The sequence below is a fragment of the Streptomyces sp. A 4/2 genome (assembly GCF_940670765.1).
In the GTDB taxonomy this organism is placed as follows: domain Bacteria; phylum Actinomycetota; class Actinomycetes; order Streptomycetales; family Streptomycetaceae; genus Streptomyces.
The window spans coordinates 358347-374995 of the sequence record NZ_CALNVW010000019.1 but is presented as its reverse complement, the minus strand read 5'-3'; the positions used below and the strand labels follow the sequence as shown (position 1 = coordinate 374995).

The window sequence follows — 16649 nt, the reverse complement described above, 5'->3', positions numbered from 1 at the left end:
GGAGGCACCACACCCACGGCACGGAGACACCCCGCGGGTACCTGCCGGGAGACACCCCGCGGCACGGAGACACCCCGCAGCGCAAAGGCACCCCGCAGCCCCCGTTCAGCCGCGGCGCTCCAGCCTGAACAGCCGGATCTCGCGGTCCACCCGCTCCTGGTACGCGGCGTACGGCGGCCAGAACACCAGCGCCCGGTCCCACACCCGCAGCCGCTCCTCCCCCTGCAGCAACCGCGCTGTGACCTTGATGTCCTGCCCCTTCCAGTTCACCTCGGCCTCCGGGTGCGCCAGCAGGTTCGCCGTCCACGCGGGATGCCCGGGACGCCCGAAGTTCGACCCGACGAGGATCCACGTACCGGTGGCCGTCTCCGGCATGCACGCCAGCGGCGTCACCCGCGGCTGCCCCGACTTCGCACCCGTCGCCGTCAGGATCACCCCCGGCAGCATCTGGGCGCTGAGCAGCACCTTTCCGCGGGTCAGCCGGTGCACCGTGCGGTCCATGACCGGCACGACGTGCGGCGCGAACTTCGCGAACGTCCGCGTGGACGAGACTTTCTGGACCAGTCGTTTTCCCGGCAGCATCAGACCGCGACCGCCTCTGGGCCGGTGAACAGCCCCGCACTCTCCGCCGCGTGCGCGCGCAGCCCGTGCACCGGCCCGAACAGCAGCTCGTCGGACGCCGCGCGCTTGAAGTACAGCTGCACCTCGTGCTCCCAGGTGAAGCCGATCCCGCCGTGCAGCTGGATCGCCTCGGAGGCCGCGCTGCGCAGCGCCTCCAGCCCCTGTGCCAGCGCCAGCCCGCCCGCCGTGGGGTCCCAGGAGGCGTAGTACGCGGCCGACCTGGCCGCCTGCACCTGGACGTACAGCCCCGCCAGCCGGTGCTTCACCGCCTGGAACGAACCGATCGCCCGCCCGAACTGCTCGCGCTGCTGGACGTACTCCACGGTCCGCGCCAGCGCCCGGTCCGCCGCGCCGACCGCCTCGGCGGCCAGGACGGCCGCCGCCACGCACCCGGTGCGTGCCAACGCCCCCGGCACATCGGCCTCGTCACTCCCGCCGAGCAACTCCGCCTCTGCGTCCCGAAGTTCGATTCTGGCCTGCGGCCGGGTCGCGTCCAGGGCGGTCTGCCGTACGCGGGACACCCCGGCGGCGTCCGGCCGTACGAGGAAGAGCAGCGTCCGGCTCCGGGCGAACCCCCCGGTGTGCGCGGCCACGAGCAGCAGCCCCGCGCTGTGGCCGTCGATGACCTGCTCGGCCTGCCCGTACAGCCGCCACGCGCCGGACACGGGCCGCGCCTGTACGCCACCGGCCCGGCCGCCGCCCGCCCAGTCGCCCGTGTTGGCACCGACCAGTCCGAGCGCGGCCCCCAGCGGTGCGGCCAGGGTGGCGGTCAGCTCCCCGCAGGCCAGCCGGGGCAGCAGGTCGGCGCGCTGTTCCTCCGTACCGAGTGCGGCGATCAGCGGCGCGGCGAGCGCGGCGGTCGCGAACAGCGGGGACGGCAGCAGCGCCCGCCCGGTCTCCTCGCAGGCGAGCACGAGTTCGGCGGTGCCGCACCCCACTCCCCCGTACTCCGCGGGGATCGCGAGGCCGGGCAGCCCCAGCTGCTCGGCGAGGGCCCCCCAGAGTTCCCGGTCGTACCCGGCAGCGGTGGCCGCCGCGGCCTTGACTTCGTCCGGACCGCATCGCTTGGTGAGCAGTTCGCGCAGGGTACGACGGATCTCGTCCTGCTCCGCGGTGAAGGCGGCATCCATGGGCGGGCCCCTCTCCTGATCTGACGGCGCGTCATACTAGAGCGCGCCGTCCCAGATGCACAGGGTCCGTACACGAGATGCGCCAGGCAGCCGGTGCAGGAGATGTGCCAGGCGGCCGGTCCGCGAGATGCGCCGGGCGGCCGGTGGCGGGATTCACGAGGCGGCCGGTACACGGATCCCGCGGGACCGGCACCACCCACCAAATCTGATGTACCGTCAGATTCATGTCCTCTGTCATATCTGCCCTGCCACGGCGCCGAGTTGCCGTCGCCGGTGTCTCCCTGTCGGACTGCGGCAAGGTCGACGACGCCACCCCCTACGCCCTGCACGCCCAGGCCGCGCGCCGCGCGCTCGCCGACTCGGGACTGAGCCGCGACCTGATCGACGGCTTCGGCTCGGCGGGCCTCGGCACCCTCGCCCCGGTGGAGGTCGCCGAGTACCTGGGCCTGAAACCCACCTGGGTGGACTCCACCGCTGTCGGCGGCTCCACCTGGGAGGTCATGGCGGCCCACGCGGCCGACGCGATCGCCGCGGGCCACGCCAACGCGGTTCTGCTCGTCTACGGTTCGACCGCCCGCGCCGACATCAAGGCCAAGCGCCGCACGTCCAACCTCTCGTTCGGCGCGCGCGGCCCGCTCCAGTTCGAGGTGCCCCACGGCCACTCGCTCATCGCCAAGTACGCGATGGCCGCCCGCCGCCACATGCACGAGTACGGCACCACCCTGGAGCAGCTGGCATCGGTGGCCGTCCAGGCACGGGCCAACGCGGCCCACAACCCGGACGCGATGTACCGCACCCCGATCACCGTGGACGAGGTCCTGGCGGGCCCGATGATCGCGGACCCGTTCACCAAGCTGCACTGCTGCATCAGGAGCGACGGCGGCTGCGCGGTCCTGCTGGTCGCCGAGGAGTACGTGGCGGACTGCGCGAAGGCCCCGGTGTGGGTGCTGGGCACGGGCGAACACGTCTCGCACACCACGATGTCCGAGTGGGACGACTTCACGGTCTCCCCGGCGGCGGTGAGCGGTCGGCTGGCCTTCGAACGCGCGGGGGTACGCCCGGCGGACGTGGACCTCGCGGAGATCTACGACGCGTTCACCTATATGACGCTGGTGACGCTGGAGGACCTGGGCTTCTGCGCGAAGGGCGAGGGCGGCGCGTTCGTCGAGAAGGGCCGCCTGCTGCGCGACGGCGACCTCCCGGTGAACACGGACGGCGGCGGCCTCTCGGCCTGCCATCCGGGGATGCGCGGGCTGTTCCTCCTGGTGGAGGCGGTACGCCAGCTCCGCGGCGAGGCGGGCGAGGGCCGCCAGGTCCTGAAGTCGGGCGGACGCCTCCCGGAGATCGCGGTGGCGTCGGGCACGGGCGGCTGGTTCTGCTCGTCGGGGACGGTGGTACTGGGGCGGGGGTGACCCTGCGCGGCGGCCGGAAGGCGGACGCCGGTCGGCGGGCTACGGGGGCCGACCCCCGGCCAGAGGGCCCCGGATTCCGGCCTCCGTTCAAAGGCCCGCGGATTCCGGCCCCCGCCGGGCCAGGGATCCCGTCAACCGGCCACGGACTCCGGTTTGCGGGCCATGAAGGTGGCGTACGTCCGCGTCGCCCCCTCTTCCGGCGCCTCCACCAGCTGCGCGCTGACGGCGAGTCCGGCCCGGCCCAGCAGGTCGGCGATCCGGGCCGGTGGCAGCAGGTGGGACTCGTAGGACACCGGATGACCGCCGTAGGCCTGCACGGGCCGCCGGACCTCGTCGTTGCCCACATGGCCGGCGAGCATCAGATGGCCACCGGGCACCAGGGTGCGGTGGAACTCGGCGAACACCACCGGCAGCAGTTCCGGCGGCGTGTGGTGAGTGGAGTAGTAGGCGAGAATGCCGCCGAGTCCGTCGTCCTCCAGCTCCAGCGCGGTCATCGAGCCCACGGCGAACCGCAGTTCCGGGTAGGCCTCCCGGGCCAGCTCGACCATCCTCGGTGACACGTCGACACCGAAGGCCGTCACCCCCAGCCCCGCCAGGTGCGCAGTCACCTTCCCCGGACCGCAGCCCAGATCCGCGACCGGCCCCCGGCCGGCGGTCCGCACGAGTTCGGCGAACGCGGCCAGCATCGCGCGCGACACGGGATCGAGCTCGGCGGGATTCTTGACGCGCGCCACGTAGTCGGCGGCGACGGTGTCGTACGACTCGCGGACCGCGGTGAGGTAGGTGGGTTCAGTCACGCCCATGAACCTAGACGCGAGCACTGACAGAGCCCTGAGGGGGATCCACCAGGTACCGGGGGCATGGCGCAGCTGAAGCCACACGGCGTTCTCGGCCGGAAGGCCTTCCGGGCGTTTGCATAACATGCAAGCTAAGCTTCATCTTATGCAAACGCCGGTGTCGCTGCTCCTGCCTCTACTGCGCTCGCAGACACAGGGCGAGCTGCTCGCTCTGCTCTACCTCCACCCGGAGCAGGAGTACTCCCTCTCCGAACTGGCCGCCCAGCTGCAGGTGTCCGTGGCCACGGTCAGCCGCGAGGCCGACCGTCTGGGCGCGGCCGGGCTGATCAAGGAGCGCAGGTACGGCAACATGCGGCTCGTGCGGGCTGCCACCGACACGGTGGTCTCCCGCCCACTGACGGATCTGCTGGCCGCCACCTTCGGCCCGCTGCCCGTACTCGGAGAACTGCTCGCAGAGGTGGCCGGGGTGGCCGAGGCGTACATCTACGGCTCGTGGGCCGCACGCCACGAAGGCGTACCGGGGCCGGTCCCCCGCGACATCGACGTCCTCGTGATCGGCACCGCCGACGAAGACGACCTGGACGACGCCGCGCGGTCCGCGGAATCCCGGCTGGGCCGTGAGGTGAACATCCACCGCGTGTCCCGCCGCAGCTGGGCCGAGACGGACGGCGGCCCCTTTCTGGAGACCGTGCGTACCCAGCCCATGGTCCCGCTCGTTCTCCCCGAGGAGTGAGACCGGGGAGGGTCCGACATGCGGTGGGAACAAGGGCGTTCGGAAATCGACGCCATGCTGAGCAAGGGTGAACTGCAGAAGGTCGCGGCCAGCCGCGAGCAGGCGGACCGCCTCATGGCGCAGGCGGTCAGACACCTCGAAACGGCGCGCGCAGCGGCAGCCAACGATGCGGTGGGGGCCTACCAACTCGTCTACGACGCCGCGCGTAAAGCGCTGTCGGCCACCCTGGAGAACCAGGGGCTCAGGGCCACGAGCAGAGGCGGGCACCTCGCCATCCGCGACGCGGCTCTGGCACAGTTCGAGCCGCCGCTGGGCAAGATCCTGCGCCCCTTCGACCGCATGCGGCGTCGGCGGAACGGGGCCGAGTACCCGGACCGTGACACACCCGAGATCACGGCAGAGGACGTCGAGAACGACCTTCCCAAGGCCGAGCAGATCGTCAAGCTCGGGGCGCGGGTACTCGACCGGATGCGCCCCTACTGATGCCGACGGCCCGCCGCGCTACCCCTTCGGCGCCTGCGAGATGCGCACCATGTTGCCCGAGGGGTCCCGGAACGCGCAGTCGCGTGGGCCCCAGGGCTGGTCCATGGGCTCCTGCAGCACCTCGGCGCCCGAGGCCCGTACCTTCTCGGCAACCGGGCTTCTGATCCTCCAGGTACGGGACGGCCGGATCGTCCAAGCCCGCGACTACATGGACAGCCTCGGCACCTACCGCGAACTGGATCAACTGCCTGCGCTGGTCGCCGCTCTCCGTACCTGACAGCTGGGCCGGTGCCTCACGCCACGGCCAGCCAGCGCGCGAGAACGGCTTCCCGTGGGCGTGGATCGAGGGCCGGAATTCGGCTTCCGCCCTGTTGACAACGAGACCAGCCTGAAGCGCGGCAGCCCGGTCGCCCACTGGAGCGTCACAAACGCGCTCGATATCGGTTGGCTGCGGGTCGCACGCTTCTGTCAGGGTGGCGGCCATGACACGTGTCTTCCTGCCCGGTCTTGAGCTGGCGCGGCTGTTTCACACCGAGGTCGTCGCCCCCATCCTGAGCACGGCGCTGGGCGGGGTGCCGTATTCGGCAGCGCTGCTCGGCTGGGGCTCCGAAGTGCAGGGTTTCGACACCGCGCGCTCCACCGACCACGCCTGGGGCCCCAGGATGCAGGTGTTCCTCAGCAGCGACGACTTCCGTACGCACGCGGACGCACTCGATGCCCAGCTGGACCGCGAGCTGCCGCAGACGTTCCGCGGATACCCGGTCCGCTTCCCCTTTCCCGACAACGCACCGGCCCGGCACTGGGTGCACGTCAACGACCTTCAGGCCTTCTTCACCGAGCAGCTCGGCGAGGACCCGGCCGCCGGCCTGTCGCCGTCCGGCTGGCTGACGACGCCGACGCAGGTCCTGCGCGAGCTGACCGGGGGCACGGTCTTCCACGACGGGCTCGGCCTGCTGGATTCCTACCGCAAGGAACTCGCCTGGTATCCGGACGACATCTGGCGCTACGTCCTGGCCTCTCAGTGGATGCGCCTGTCACAGGAGGAACCGTTCGTCGGGCGCTGCGGTGAGGTCGGTGACGACCTGGGTTCCGCAGTGGTGGCCGCCCGACAGGTACGCGACCTGATGAAGCTCTGTCTGCTGATGAACCGGGTCTATCCGCCCTACAGCAAATGGCTGGGCACCGCGTTCTCCGAACTTCCGTGCGCTGCGACGCTCAAGCCGCTCCTCTCCGCCGCGCTGGCGGCGCGCAGTTGGCAGGAACGCGAGCGGCATCTGGCCCCGGCCTACGAGATCGCCGCAGGTATGCACAACGACCTGGGCCTGACCGAACCGCTGGAGACAGAACCCCGCTACTTCCACACCCGGCCGTTCCTGGTCATCGACGGCTACCGCTTCACCGATGCCCTGATGGCCACGGTCAACGACCCCCGGGTCAGGGCGCTGCCGCCTGTCGGGGCGATCGACCAGTACATCGACAGCACCGATGTGACCGACCGCAGCCTCGCCGATCGGCGCAGGCAGTACGCCACGGGACCAGTACCGGCCGCGCCCACGCTCGACACGTAAACCACGTACGTCCAGGCACTCGGCGGGCGTCTCCGCGTGGTCGCCGACTTCGGCGACGCCGAGTACACCGTGGCGTGAGCCAGGCCGGAGGCTGCTCCGCGAAGGTCGTCGTCAGAGGCGTCGCGACCTCCGGTCAGCCCCCGACCGCCGCGCCCACCGGCTCGGTGTCGCCGTGCCAGACCCGGCGATACCCCTCGCGGAGCGGACCACCGACCAGGGCGAGGATCTCCGACGCCGCGTCGATGAGGCGCGCGGGGTCGCCCGACTCGCACAGGTGCAAGTGACCGTCCAACAGGGCGCCCCCACGCGGTTCGTCCGCCTCCAGCACACGGCGCGGCAGCCACTTTCCGCTGCCGGTCCAGGCGCGGTGGTAGCCGCAGAGCAGTTCGGCCGCAGCGTTGAGGACGTACCCGGCCACCGCCAGGCGCTCGATGCGGTCGGTCGCGTCGGTGAGGTCGTCCAGTGCGTCGGTCAGCAGGTACCTCTGGGTTTCCACCGCCTGCGGGTCCAGTGCCGGAGGGCCGTTCCTGAGGTCCGCCTCGGCCAGGGCGCGGGCACGCCCGGCCTCACCATCCGTATCGACCAGGACGAGACCGGCGGCGCACATGGTCTGCATGACCGGGCGAAGTGCGGCGACGTCCGAAGCGAAGAAGTAAGCGAGGCTCGCACGGGTCTGGACGAAGAATTCCACGACGCGCCCCTCGAACCGGATGGTCTCCCGGCATGCCTCGGCACCGTCCTCGACCAGAACCACGATGTCCAAGTCGCTGCCGGCGGTGGCCCGTCCGGCAGCCGTCGAACCGGCGAGGATCACTGCGAGTGCATCGGGGAAACGGTCGCGGGCGACACGTCGTGCCTGGTCAACGGGGTCGGTGTGCATGTCGGAATGGTTCCAGAAACCTTGATCGACGGCGAGTGGGATTTCCAGCCCACCGACCAGCCCACCGACCAGCCCATCGACCAGCGCACCGACCAGCGCACCGAAGGGACCGGCGAGGCGGTACCCGGGCGGCACCTCCCGCTCGTTCGCGGATTTCCCTACTGCGAACTGATTTTCGGGGAATCCGTGGCCGGTGGAAGCCGTTTCTGCCAGAGTGCTGATGTGCGGTGGCGGGAGTCCAAGGACCTGATCCTGCGGGGGAACCATGCAGACCGGTGATGCCAAGAGCACGCTCGAATACTGGGATCCGGAGCATCCTGTTCTGGAGATCCTGCGTGCCCGGCGGGATTCCGGGAGCTTACCGGGGCAGCGCGACGACGGTGCGACCGTCGCCCTGGCCGTCGAGGGCGGCGGCATGCGCGGGGTGGTGTCGGCGGCGATGCTGTCCCAACTTGAGGACTACGGCTTCAAGAACGCCTTCGACGTGGTGTACGGCTGCTCCTCCGGCGGAATCAACGGAGCTTATTTCCTGGCCGGGGAGACCTGGTATCCGCTCTCGATCTACTACGACGACCTGACGACCAAGCAGTTCGTCGACTTCTCCCGCGCTCTGCGCCGCCGCCCGATCCTGGACCTGGGCTACTCCTTCGACCGCATCATGGAACGCGTCAAGCCACTGGACTACGAGGCGGTCATCGCCTCTCCGATAAGGCTGGCTGTTCCGATCACCGATGTGGATGCCCTGGAGACCGTCGTCCTGCGGGAGTTCTCCTCCGCACAGGACCTCAAGTCCGCGCTGCGCGCGTCCGCCTGGCTGCCGATCGCCGTTCCCGGCACCGCGCGGACACCGGACGGACGACGCGCCGTCGACGGAGGGGTGCTCACGGCGCTGCCGTTCCGGCTGGCGGTCGACGACGGCTGCACGCACATCCTGTCCCTCAGTACGCGGCCGATGCGTCCGAGCGGTACCGGGCTCTCCTTGCTGCACCGCTACACCTACCTGCACCTTGAGCGCATGCGCCGTGGCCTCGGCAGCGGCTACCTGGCAGCGATCCGCCAGAAGCACCGGGACCAGGAATGGCTGCGCCGGATGCGCACAGCACCCGAGGCCGGCACCCCGTACGTCCTCGATCTGGCGCCGCTGCCCTGGATGCCCGAACTCAAGCGCCACGAACTGGACCAGCACGAAATCCTGGAGAGCGCGCGGATGGCGTACGAGACGGCGTTCTGCGCCACCGAAGGCAGGCCACCCGAGCTGATTCGCCGGGGGAGCATACGGGCCATGCCGAGACTGATGGTGGTGGAGAGCGCGGATGGAGAGCCAAGGCGCGACGCTGGATCTGCTGGTAGCGGCACTTCGCGAGCTGGCGGGGTATAGCGAACGGCGTCTGGCTCCCCTGCGGACCCTGTTGGAGCTGGACACGGACGGCCGGCCGGAGACCGCTAGGCAGCGGACCCGCCGCCTCAAGTTGTGGCGGCGGCTGCTCCAGGACATATCGCTGGACGAGGTCTCCTTCGACGGCCGGTTCGGACTCGGCAGCAGACGGGCGACCCTCGCGAGCCTGGTCCCCTGGTGCCTCGGCTACCTCGCGCCGAGCAGGCGGCGCCAGGCGGGGCCGGACGCGCTGTTCGGGTTCGTCGGCCTGTTCCTGCTGACCCTGCTCGGCCTCGCGGAGTCCGAGGCCCAGCGCTCGCTCCCGCAGTCTTCGGCGCCCCCCGGCGGCAGTGGTCAGGCGCTGACTCATGACTGCGGCAGCATCTGCGGCGTGCTCATCGCCGAGGACGCGGTCGCGGAAGCCGTCAGCGCCGTCTACAGCCCGCAGCCGGTCACCGGCCGCCGACGGGCCGACGCGAACCTGGATCCCGCCGAGCGCGAATGGCGGGCCCTGGACCGGAAGTTACGGTTCCACCGGCACGGCACCACGTCCATGATCCTGCGCGGAAACACAGCGAGTTCCGTTCATGGAACCCGGCCGGAATTCGCTCTCAAGCTCATCCTCTATCCGTTCACCCGGATCAGCACCCTCGCGCATGCCACGCGCACGTACGCGGAGACGTACGGCACTTCGAGCACCGCTTCACAGCACCTGGTGCGCGTCTGGGCCAGCTTCGACAGCTGGATCCTGATGGACTTCATCAAGGGCAAGACGCTCGCCGAGGTCGTCCGCGAGGAGTCGGAACAGGAATCATCCGCAGGGCAGGTACCCACGCTCCGGCTCGACAGGCTCAGAACAAAGGGGCTGCTGCTCTTCGAGGCGATGGAGGAGCTCCAGCGCATCGCGGAGGACAGTCCGGAGCACAGTCGGGTCAAGGGCCTCCACGCGGACCTCTCGCCGTCCAACATCATCGTGTCCGACGCCGACGGCACCTTCAAACTCATCGACCTCGGCCGGAACTACCTCTACACCCACACCATCACGGGGACGACGGGTGCCGAGTCCTGTTACGTCGCGCCGGAAGCGAAGGCCGGGGACAACGAGATCGGCCGGGCCGACCTCTACTCGCTCGGCCAGCTGCTGATCCTCTTCGGCAGCGGACGAGCAGGCACCGACGGCGTGGTGCCGGACATCTTCTACATGCGCGCCACGCCGCTCGCGCGTTTCATCGAGGATCTGATCGATGCCGACCCGGCGCGCAGACTGCTCATCTTCTCCACCGGACCCGGGACCGGACCCGAGCCGGCATTCTCCTTCGCGGAGCTGAAGAGCGGCTTCCTGACGGAGCTCGACATGGTGCAGGCCGCCGAGCGGGACGAGACCGTTCTGCGGGTCGAGGCCGGTTGGCGGGCGCTGCCCAAGCTGCTGCGCCCGCTGGCCGGGGATCCGGGCCGGGAATGGCGGCTGTGGCAGATGCGGAGGCGACAGGGCGACCGCCCGGACGCACACCGCAGCCAGTTCACCAACTGGCTGCTCTTCTGGTCCCTGCTGTCGGCGCTGATCTGGGCAGTGACGAACACCGTCGTCCTCACCTGGATCCTGCGGGACCTGAACCTCTCCTGGGGAAACTCACTGGTCGACCTGGTGCAGCACGCCAGCCACAACCCCACGGGCCTGCCGATCGTCGACTCCTGGCGGGCGAGCGACTACCGGGTGCCCGACTGGCGGGCGAACCTGCCTGCCCGGATTGTCGGGCTCTCCTACGCGATCGCGGCGCCCAAGTACTACCAGATGCTGTTCTCCGGCCTCACGCCCATCGTGATCGGATGGAGAGCCGGTGCGCTCAGCCGCCTTGCCCTGGCAACGGAGACGATCATGCGGATCATGGCCGTCGCGCCGTGCATGCTCGTGCTGGCGATCACCCTGGTCGAGCCACGCTGGTGGCCGATCAACTCCGCGATCGGGCAGTGCCTGACCTGGCTCGCGAACTTCCTGACCCTGGCCTACATCCGCGCGGTCATCGCCCGTTCACGACACCTCGGGCTCAGCACGGTCCCCTCCGACGACAGCAAGATCACCGGCCTGTCCCAGTTCACCCAGTGGGTGCCGACCTCGCTCTTCTACGCCACGGCCGTACTGACCATCGGCACTTTTCTCTACCTGCAACTCCTGCACGACACCTACGTGTACGCGCTCGCCGTCGCCTCGACCAACGTCTTCCTGTTCTACGTGATCAAGTGCGGCATCGGCGGACCGACGATCCGGGTGGCGATCGTCCGCACCTGCCTGGCCGCCGAACGCGTCGGCCGGTGCTCGTAGCCCGCTGTCCCGCACGGGCGGCTTCTCCGTACCTCGTGTGTCGCCGTCGACGGTACGGAGATCGCCGCCCTGCTTCGATGCGGTCAGCCGGGGAGCTGCTCCACGAAGGTCGTCCAGGCCGCCGGGGCGACCGTGAAGGTCGGGCCGTCGGGGACCTTGGAGTCGCGGATGTGGATGGCGTGGGGGTGGGCTGCCACCTCTACGCAGGCACCGCCCTCGTTGCCGCTGTAGCTCGACTTGCGCCACTCACAGGCGACTTCGAGGCACGCCCCGCCCTCGTTGTTGCTGTAGCTGCTCTTGAACCAGGCCAGCTCGGTTCTCATAGCCGATCCGCCATCCTCTCGATCAGTTCTGCGGACTCCCAGGGGGTAAGTGCCTGGGCCCGCAACTTTCCGAAGCGGTCGATCAGTTGGTTGACCTGCTGCGGCTTGGAAATCAACGTACCTCCCGCCTGGCTCTCGTCGTAGGCCCAATTACGCCCGTCCGGCGTGCTGGCCATCTGGAACGGACCGTTCAACCCCGCATGCGCAGGCCTCGCCGTAGGCATCACCTGCACCATCAGATGGTGCATCGTCTGCATGCACTTCAGCATGTGCAGCATCTGGTTCCGCAGTACCGTCCGCCCGCCGATCGGGCGCTCAAGTACCGACTCCTCGATGACGTACGAGACGATCGGCAGCGGGTCCCGCATCAGCACCGCCTGTCGTTCCAGCCGCGCCTCGACGTGCTTCTCGATCTCCGCCTCGGAGAACTGCGGGACGCGCTCCTCGTACAGCGCCTGGATGTACTCCTCGGTCTGCAACAGACCCGGGAAGAACATGTTCTCGTACGCGCTGATGCTGGACGCGATCTTCTCCAGCCGTACCCACCCCACGAACGTGCGCGGGTACTTCTCGTCCTCCATCAGCGGGATGCAGGACTTGAGCGCGCCCCGCGCGTCCAGTACCCCGTCCGCGTCGTGCAGGAAGCTCGTCGTCGGGATGCGCTCGCCCCGTTCGTACGCCCCGGCCAGGGACTCCGAGATGAGCAGGCGTTCGCCCACGTCCTGCCGGGTCAGGCCCGCCCGGGAGCGGAAGTTCCTGATCAGGTCCCCTACGTGCCGCCTCGCCGGGGACGGCTGGGCCGCGTTCACTTCACTCGGCTTGCTGGTTGCCACAAGATCATCCTGCCTTTCCACATCGTCCCGATGTGCACCGGATTCCTCTGGTCACGCTACGCAATCGGCCCGATGCTCGTAGCCATGACGACGGAAAATCTCCCTGATTGGGTACCGGCCACGGGCCACCAACTCCGACTGACCGGGGTGCACTTCGATGCCATCCGGGTCCGGGGTGTGCGCGGCGAGGCCGTACTGCACCATCTCGCCACGCTCACCGACGGGTTCCCGGGGCCCGTCGTGCGGGAGATCGCCGGGGGCCGGTGGACGTACTTCCTGATTCCGCCGGGGTCCTCGCACGAGTTCGACTGGCCGCCGGGGGTGACCTGTTACGGGCCGTCCGCGCGGGATCAGTACATCGGGATCCCGGCGCCGGACGGCAACACGTATCCGCTCCAGTGGCGGTGCGATCCGCCGGTGGAGGGGACGTTCGTCGATCCGGAGCTGCTGCACGGGGTGATCACGGCGCAGCTCTGCCGCGATCCGGAGGAGACCATGAGGTGACCGGGGCCCGGCATGGCCACAATGTCCGTATGGACGACTTCACCGAGTTCCTGCACACCCTGCGCGTCTGGGACCTGCCCGAACTTCCGCAGTTCGACCCGGACTCGGCCCCCGACGCGCCGCTCCCCCTCTTCCGGGAGTGGCTGCGCTCCGCCGCCGCTGCCGGGCAGCCCGAGCCGCACACCATGACGCTCGCCACCGTCGATGCCGAGGGGTGTCCCGACGTACGGACCCTGATGCTGCACGGGGCGGACGAGCGCGGCTGGCACTTCGCCTCGCACTCCGGCAGCGCGAAGGGGCGCCAGCTCGCCGAGCGGCCCGCTGCCGCGCTCGGGTTCTACTGGGCGGCGCAGGCCCGGCAGGTGCGGGTGCGCGGGCCGGTGACGGCGGCGCCGTCGGCGGAGGGACAGGCCGATCTGCACGGGCGGTCGACGGGGGCGCTGGCCGCCGCGCTGACCGGGCGGATGAGTGAGGTGCTGGGCTCGCTCGGCGAGTTGGAGCGGGCCTCGGCCGCGGCGTGGGAGCGGGCGCAGGCCGAGCCGGAGGCGCCGGTGCCGTCCTGGACGCGGTACGTACTGGACCCGGTCGAGGTCGAGTTCTTCCAGGGCGACGCCCGGCGGCGTCATGTGCGGCTGCGTTACCGGCGTACGAAGGGGCGCAGCTGGGGGCGGGAGCTGCTCTGGCCGTAGGGCACCACGGCGGCCAGGTGCCGGCGGCGGACCACCCGGCCCGCGAGTCCGAACCCGGCGCCCGCGAGGGCGAGGAGCGTGCCGCCGAGGGCGCTCCCGCCCAGCAGCAGCGTCATGGCGGGGTTGTCGATGGTCCGGCCGCGCACCACCCGTACGGAGAGGGTTCCCGACTGGTCGGCCAGGAAGAAGCGGGAGTCCATCGAGTCGGCGCGGTTGTCGCCGAGGGTGAACATCCGGCCCTTCGGGACCTGTACGTCGTAGGCGGGCGACGTGCCCTGGTTCCCGCCGTCGAGGTACGGCTCGACCAGTGCCGAGCCGTTGAGCAGGAGCTGGGTCCCGTCGAAGACGAGGTGGTCGCCGCCGAGCGCGATGACGCGTTGCAGTACGTCGGCGCCGTCGTAGCGGTCGGAGGTGCGGTAGATGACCATCTCACCGTGGTGCAGTCCGTTGCCGTTGCTCTTCTCGACGGCCACCCGGTCCCCCTTGCGGAAGGTCGGTGCCATCGAGTCGGTCGACATGGTGACCGACTCGTACCCCCGGAATCCCCAGTAGGCGGCGACGGCCAGAAGTACGACACCGATTCCGCCCAGCACCCACCCAGTGACCGTCAGCGCGCGTCCCTCGCCCATTTCCGGACCCCCTTCGTCATCTGTTCCTGCGTCCTCGACCGGTGGAGCGTTACGCTCCGGGGCGAGGTGGGCACGGCTGGTCGACTTCCGGATACGCGTCCGAGGCCAGCCGGGCATGCAGATGCTGGTCGCGGTAGGTGCCGATCCGCTGGGCCTGGTGCATGGCCCCGCGCCGGGTTCCCTCGTACAGATAGCCGCAGCGCTCCGCGACCCGGCAGGACCCGGCGTTCTCCAGGGCGTGGCCCAGCTCGATGCGGTGGAGGTTCTCCTGCTCGAAGGCCCAGCGGCTGCACAGCTCCAGCGCGCGGGTGGCGATGCCCCGGCGGCGGCGCTCCGGCAGCACCCAGTAGCCGACGCCCGAGCGGCGCATATGACGGTCGATGCGGGTGATCCCCACGCCCCCGACGACCGCTCCGTCCTCCAGGACGGCGAACTGCGCGAGCTCGTCGCGGCGCCAGGCCTCGGCCCGCCTCTCGATCGCGGCGCGGGCGGATTCGAGATCGGTGACGGGGCGCCGGACGGTGTTCCAGCGCCGGAACTCGGGGTCGGTGACACCACGCAGCAGCACGGCGGCATCGGCCACGTCCCAGGGGCGCAGGCCGAGGCCGAGTCCGTACACCTCCGGCTGGTTCCGCATGTCGGTCATACGGCTATTGAACACGCGGGGGCGGTGGGGGTCCGCCGAGGGGGCGGGTGTTCAGGCTTTGCGGATGTCTCCCGGATGTCTCCCGGATGTTCGACTCCGGGATCCGTCCACGTCGTGGATGTGCGGGGTCGGCAACCAGCAGCTGACCCCGCTCACCCCCGGATGGGTCCCCGCGTCACTTCCGCCAGAACAGGTGGTGCGACATACCACTCGGGCTGGCCACGACCTCGAGGTGGAACCGGTCGAGCAGCTCGTCGGGTGACTCCCAGAGGTGCACTCCGGACCCGAGCTCCACCGGCGAGACCGCCACGTGCATGGTGTCGACGAGGTCGGCGTCCAGGAACTCCCGGATGGTGGTGACGCCACCGCCGAGTCGGACGTCCTTGCCCTGCGCCGCCTCCCGCGCCTGTTCGAGGACGGTGGCCGGGTCGCCGTCGACGAAGTGGAACGTGGTGTCGGAGAGCGAGAACGAAGGCCGCTCGTGGTGGGTCATGACGAACACCGGGGTGTGGAACGGCGGCTCGTCGCCCCACCAGCCGAGCCAGTCGTGGTCCTGCCAGGGCCCGCGCTGGGGTCCGAACTTGTTGCGGCCCATGATCTCGGCGCCGATGTTGCGGGTGAAGTCCCGAGTGAAGTAGTCGTCGATGCCGCGGCTCCCGCCGGAGTCGGTGCGCATGGGCCAGCTGGCTGTGGCGCCGGCCCAGGAGAACAGCCTCTCGGGATCGACATGCCCGAACGGCCTCTCAAGGGTCTGGTCCTCACCGGCACCGATCCCGTCACTGGAGACGGTGATGTTCTGGACTCTCAGTAGCTGAGCCACGTGTTCCTCCTGTGTTGTCGACAACGGTGATGAGACTCGCCGGATCGGCCGAACTCATCGCTGCGGCCGTGACCGGACAGGTCCTGGTCGTCGGGGATACCCAGGGCGTGGCTCACGGGCTGCTGCCTCTACGCCGCCGTGACCTTGCCGGGGCTCTTGGCAACTCTAGAGAATCTGCGGCTCAATGCACTTCGACGCGCGTCGGTCCCGGCCCGCCGCCTTCGCTCCTGGTCGGAGTTCCGTCCGGTGCGAACGAGTGGTGGAAGGTGAAGGCGTGCGGCGCGGGTCCGTGGTCGTGGAGGTGTTCCAGCCCGGAAACCCCCTCCTGCCAGGTGGGTATCGTGCCGTCGGCGACCCACCAGAGCACATGACCCGGGTGTCCCGTCCTCTCGAACCAGTCGGAACGCCTGCTGAGCGCCGCGCGGTGCGGACCGGTGTAGAGGGAGTCGAAGGCGGGGCGCAGGTCGGTCCAGAGCGAGAGGGTCGCGGCCAGGGCGATGGTTTCCGGGGTGCGGCCCTTCTCGTACCAGGCCGGAACAGCGAACTCTCCCCACTCACCCCAGTCCGATTCGAAATCCGTCCGTGCGCCCAGGCTGCGATCTGCCGCTTCAGCACGAGCGATGTACGCGGGGTGCCCGCCGATCTCCCGGTAGACGGCCGCACCGCTCTCGTGGAACTCCCTCGTCAGACGTGCGGGATCGGCGAGGGGTGATTTCAGGACGCCGAAGGTGTACAGAGCAAGATGGGGCATGCGTCTCTCCCTGGTCGGGGGTGCCTGGTGCGGACCCGATTCGGTGGACTACGCATGGGCGAGGATTCGTGGGGTGTGACCCACTCGTCCCGTGACAGGTGGCTCAGCCTGAAGGAACCCCTGTACGACCATGGG

General features: G+C 69.8%; 20 protein-coding genes and 1 pseudogene. 10 read left to right on the top strand and 11 right to left on the bottom strand.

The features are described from left to right. Positions 1–105: 105 nt before the first annotated feature. Together NBY69_RS14420 and NBY69_RS14415 are read right to left on the bottom strand one after the other, a co-directional pair. Complete coding sequence (locus NBY69_RS14420) at positions 106–582, bottom strand: nitroreductase family deazaflavin-dependent oxidoreductase (protein ID WP_250301267.1); 477 nt, start codon at positions 580–582, stop codon at positions 106–108. Next, complete coding sequence (locus NBY69_RS14415; protein ID WP_250301266.1) at positions 582–1751, bottom strand: acyl-CoA dehydrogenase family protein; 1170 nt, start codon at positions 1749–1751, stop codon at positions 582–584. The genes NBY69_RS14420 and NBY69_RS14415 overlap by 1 nt, the downstream gene beginning before the upstream one ends. Positions 1752–1975: 224 nt before the next feature. Here NBY69_RS14415 and NBY69_RS14410 point away from each other — a divergent pair, with 224 nt between their 5' ends. After that, positions 1976–3163 (top strand): thiolase C-terminal domain-containing protein, encoded by a 1188-nt coding sequence (locus NBY69_RS14410; protein WP_250301265.1) that lies wholly within the window; start codon positions 1976–1978, stop codon positions 3161–3163. Positions 3164–3294: 131 nt separating this feature from the next. On the opposite strand, the gene NBY69_RS14405 is transcribed toward NBY69_RS14410, so the two are convergent. Next, positions 3295–3960, bottom strand: a complete 666-nt coding sequence (locus tag NBY69_RS14405; protein WP_250301264.1) for a class I SAM-dependent methyltransferase — start codon at positions 3958–3960, stop codon at positions 3295–3297. Positions 3961–4105: 145 nt separating this feature from the next. Here NBY69_RS14405 and NBY69_RS14400 point away from each other — a divergent pair, with 145 nt between their 5' ends. Beyond that, positions 4106–4693, top strand: a complete 588-nt coding sequence (locus NBY69_RS14400) for a MarR family transcriptional regulator (protein WP_250301263.1) — start codon at positions 4106–4108, stop codon at positions 4691–4693. Positions 4694–4711: 18 nt separating this feature from the next. Continuing rightward, a complete protein-coding gene (locus NBY69_RS14395; protein ID WP_250301262.1) occupies positions 4712–5176 on the top strand; it encodes a HEPN domain-containing protein in 465 nt (154 codons plus the stop codon). An 18-nt stretch (positions 5177–5194) separates the two neighbouring features. Here the strand turns inward: NBY69_RS14395 and NBY69_RS14390 are convergent. Next, positions 5195–5323, bottom strand: a pseudogene (locus NBY69_RS14390) (VOC family protein); the annotation flags it as partial. Between NBY69_RS14390 and NBY69_RS14385 the strand changes: the two are divergent. Together NBY69_RS14385 and NBY69_RS14380 are read left to right on the top strand one after the other, a co-directional pair. Continuing rightward, positions 5280–5453: an ester cyclase gene (locus tag NBY69_RS14385; protein ID WP_250301261.1), complete on the top strand. Its 174-nt coding sequence runs from the start codon at positions 5280–5282 to the stop codon at positions 5451–5453. The pseudogene NBY69_RS14390 and the gene NBY69_RS14385 sit on opposite strands and share 44 nt — an antisense overlap. Before the next feature lie 205 nt (positions 5454–5658). Continuing rightward, the gene (locus NBY69_RS14380) at positions 5659–6744 is read left to right on the top strand and encodes a DUF4037 domain-containing protein (RefSeq protein ID WP_250301260.1); all 1086 of its coding nucleotides are present in this window, start codon (positions 5659–5661) and stop codon (positions 6742–6744) included. Positions 6745–6877: 133 nt separating this feature from the next. Here the strand turns inward: NBY69_RS14380 and NBY69_RS14375 are convergent, their stop codons facing one another. Next, complete coding sequence (locus tag NBY69_RS14375; RefSeq protein WP_250301259.1) at positions 6878–7624, bottom strand: nucleotidyltransferase domain-containing protein; 747 nt, start codon at positions 7622–7624, stop codon at positions 6878–6880. 6 nt (positions 7625–7630) lie between these two features. Here NBY69_RS14375 and NBY69_RS14370 point away from each other — a divergent pair, with 6 nt between their 5' ends. The 3 genes from NBY69_RS14370 to NBY69_RS14360 are packed head-to-tail and all read left to right on the top strand — an operon-like array spanning position 7631 to position 11319. Further along, positions 7631–7903, top strand: a complete 273-nt coding sequence (locus tag NBY69_RS14370; protein WP_250301258.1) for a PT domain-containing protein — start codon at positions 7631–7633, stop codon at positions 7901–7903. Further along, positions 7890–9002 carry a patatin-like phospholipase family protein gene (locus NBY69_RS14365; RefSeq protein WP_250301257.1) on the top strand — a complete coding sequence of 371 codons (1113 nt, stop codon included), beginning with the start codon at positions 7890–7892 and terminating at the stop codon, positions 9000–9002. The genes NBY69_RS14370 and NBY69_RS14365 overlap by 14 nt, the downstream gene beginning before the upstream one ends. Further along, complete coding sequence (locus NBY69_RS14360; RefSeq protein ID WP_250301256.1) at positions 8938–11319, top strand: hypothetical protein; 2382 nt, start codon at positions 8938–8940, stop codon at positions 11317–11319. The genes NBY69_RS14365 and NBY69_RS14360 overlap by 65 nt, the downstream gene beginning before the upstream one ends. An 83-nt stretch (positions 11320–11402) precedes the next feature. Here the strand turns inward: NBY69_RS14360 and NBY69_RS14355 are convergent, their stop codons facing one another. After that, entirely contained in the window at positions 11403–11642 is a 240-nt protein-coding gene (locus NBY69_RS14355; RefSeq protein ID WP_250301255.1) for a DUF397 domain-containing protein, read from the bottom strand. Continuing rightward, positions 11639–12475, bottom strand: a complete 837-nt coding sequence (locus NBY69_RS14350; protein ID WP_250301254.1) for a helix-turn-helix transcriptional regulator — start codon at positions 12473–12475, stop codon at positions 11639–11641. The genes NBY69_RS14355 and NBY69_RS14350 overlap by 4 nt, the downstream gene beginning before the upstream one ends. An 84-nt stretch (positions 12476–12559) precedes the next feature. On the opposite strand from NBY69_RS14350, the gene NBY69_RS14345 reads away from it, so the two are divergent. Both NBY69_RS14345 and NBY69_RS14340 read left to right on the top strand, forming a co-directional pair. Continuing rightward, entirely contained in the window at positions 12560–12979 is a 420-nt protein-coding gene (locus tag NBY69_RS14345; RefSeq protein WP_250301253.1) for a hypothetical protein, read from the top strand. Positions 12980–13008: 29 nt separating this feature from the next. Then, the gene (locus NBY69_RS14340) at positions 13009–13668 is read left to right on the top strand and encodes a pyridoxal 5'-phosphate synthase (RefSeq protein WP_250301252.1); all 660 of its coding nucleotides are present in this window, start codon (positions 13009–13011) and stop codon (positions 13666–13668) included. On the opposite strand, the gene lepB is transcribed toward NBY69_RS14340, so the two are convergent. The 4 genes from lepB to NBY69_RS14320 form a co-directional block, all read right to left on the bottom strand. Next, a complete protein-coding gene (lepB, locus tag NBY69_RS14335) occupies positions 13617–14297 on the bottom strand; it encodes a signal peptidase I (protein ID WP_250301251.1) in 681 nt (226 codons plus the stop codon). The two genes, NBY69_RS14340 and lepB, sit on opposite strands and share 52 nt — an antisense overlap. A 49-nt stretch (positions 14298–14346) precedes the next feature. Beyond that, positions 14347–14943: a GNAT family N-acetyltransferase gene (locus NBY69_RS14330; protein ID WP_250301250.1), complete on the bottom strand. Its 597-nt coding sequence runs from the start codon at positions 14941–14943 to the stop codon at positions 14347–14349. A gap of 175 nt (positions 14944–15118) precedes the next feature. After that, positions 15119–15763 carry a dihydrofolate reductase family protein gene (locus tag NBY69_RS14325; protein WP_250301249.1) on the bottom strand — a complete coding sequence of 215 codons (645 nt, stop codon included), beginning with the start codon at positions 15761–15763 and terminating at the stop codon, positions 15119–15121. Between the two features lie 181 nt (positions 15764–15944). Continuing rightward, complete coding sequence (locus NBY69_RS14320; protein WP_250301248.1) at positions 15945–16514, bottom strand: DUF3291 domain-containing protein; 570 nt, start codon at positions 16512–16514, stop codon at positions 15945–15947. Between the last annotated feature and the right edge of the window lie 135 nt (positions 16515–16649).

Coding starts and splice junctions, on each gene's coding strand:
- NBY69_RS14420 (WP_250301267.1), bottom strand. CDS start 582: ATGCTGCCGGGAAAACGACTGGTCCAGAAAGTCTCGTCCACGCGGACG.
- NBY69_RS14415 (WP_250301266.1), bottom strand. CDS start 1,751: ATGGATGCCGCCTTCACCGCGGAGCAGGACGAGATCCGTCGTACCCTG.
- NBY69_RS14410 (WP_250301265.1), top strand. CDS start 1,976: ATGTCCTCTGTCATATCTGCCCTGCCACGGCGCCGAGTTGCCGTCGCC.
- NBY69_RS14400 (WP_250301263.1), top strand. CDS start 4,106: ATGCAAACGCCGGTGTCGCTGCTCCTGCCTCTACTGCGCTCGCAGACA.
- NBY69_RS14395 (WP_250301262.1), top strand. CDS start 4,712: ATGCGGTGGGAACAAGGGCGTTCGGAAATCGACGCCATGCTGAGCAAG.
- NBY69_RS14385 (WP_250301261.1), top strand. CDS start 5,280: ATGGGCTCCTGCAGCACCTCGGCGCCCGAGGCCCGTACCTTCTCGGCA.
- NBY69_RS14380 (WP_250301260.1), top strand. CDS start 5,659: ATGACACGTGTCTTCCTGCCCGGTCTTGAGCTGGCGCGGCTGTTTCAC.
- NBY69_RS14375 (WP_250301259.1), bottom strand. CDS start 7,624: ATGCACACCGACCCCGTTGACCAGGCACGACGTGTCGCCCGCGACCGT.
- NBY69_RS14370 (WP_250301258.1), top strand. CDS start 7,631: ATGGTTCCAGAAACCTTGATCGACGGCGAGTGGGATTTCCAGCCCACC.
- NBY69_RS14365 (WP_250301257.1), top strand. CDS start 7,890: ATGCAGACCGGTGATGCCAAGAGCACGCTCGAATACTGGGATCCGGAG.
- NBY69_RS14360 (WP_250301256.1), top strand. CDS start 8,938: ATGGAGAGCCAAGGCGCGACGCTGGATCTGCTGGTAGCGGCACTTCGC.
- NBY69_RS14355 (WP_250301255.1), bottom strand. CDS start 11,642: ATGAGAACCGAGCTGGCCTGGTTCAAGAGCAGCTACAGCAACAACGAG.
- NBY69_RS14345 (WP_250301253.1), top strand. CDS start 12,560: ATGACGACGGAAAATCTCCCTGATTGGGTACCGGCCACGGGCCACCAA.
- NBY69_RS14340 (WP_250301252.1), top strand. CDS start 13,009: ATGGACGACTTCACCGAGTTCCTGCACACCCTGCGCGTCTGGGACCTG.
- lepB (WP_250301251.1), bottom strand. CDS start 14,297: ATGGGCGAGGGACGCGCGCTGACGGTCACTGGGTGGGTGCTGGGCGGA.
- NBY69_RS14330 (WP_250301250.1), bottom strand. CDS start 14,943: ATGACCGACATGCGGAACCAGCCGGAGGTGTACGGACTCGGCCTCGGC.
- NBY69_RS14320 (WP_250301248.1), bottom strand. CDS start 16,514: ATGCCCCATCTTGCTCTGTACACCTTCGGCGTCCTGAAATCACCCCTC.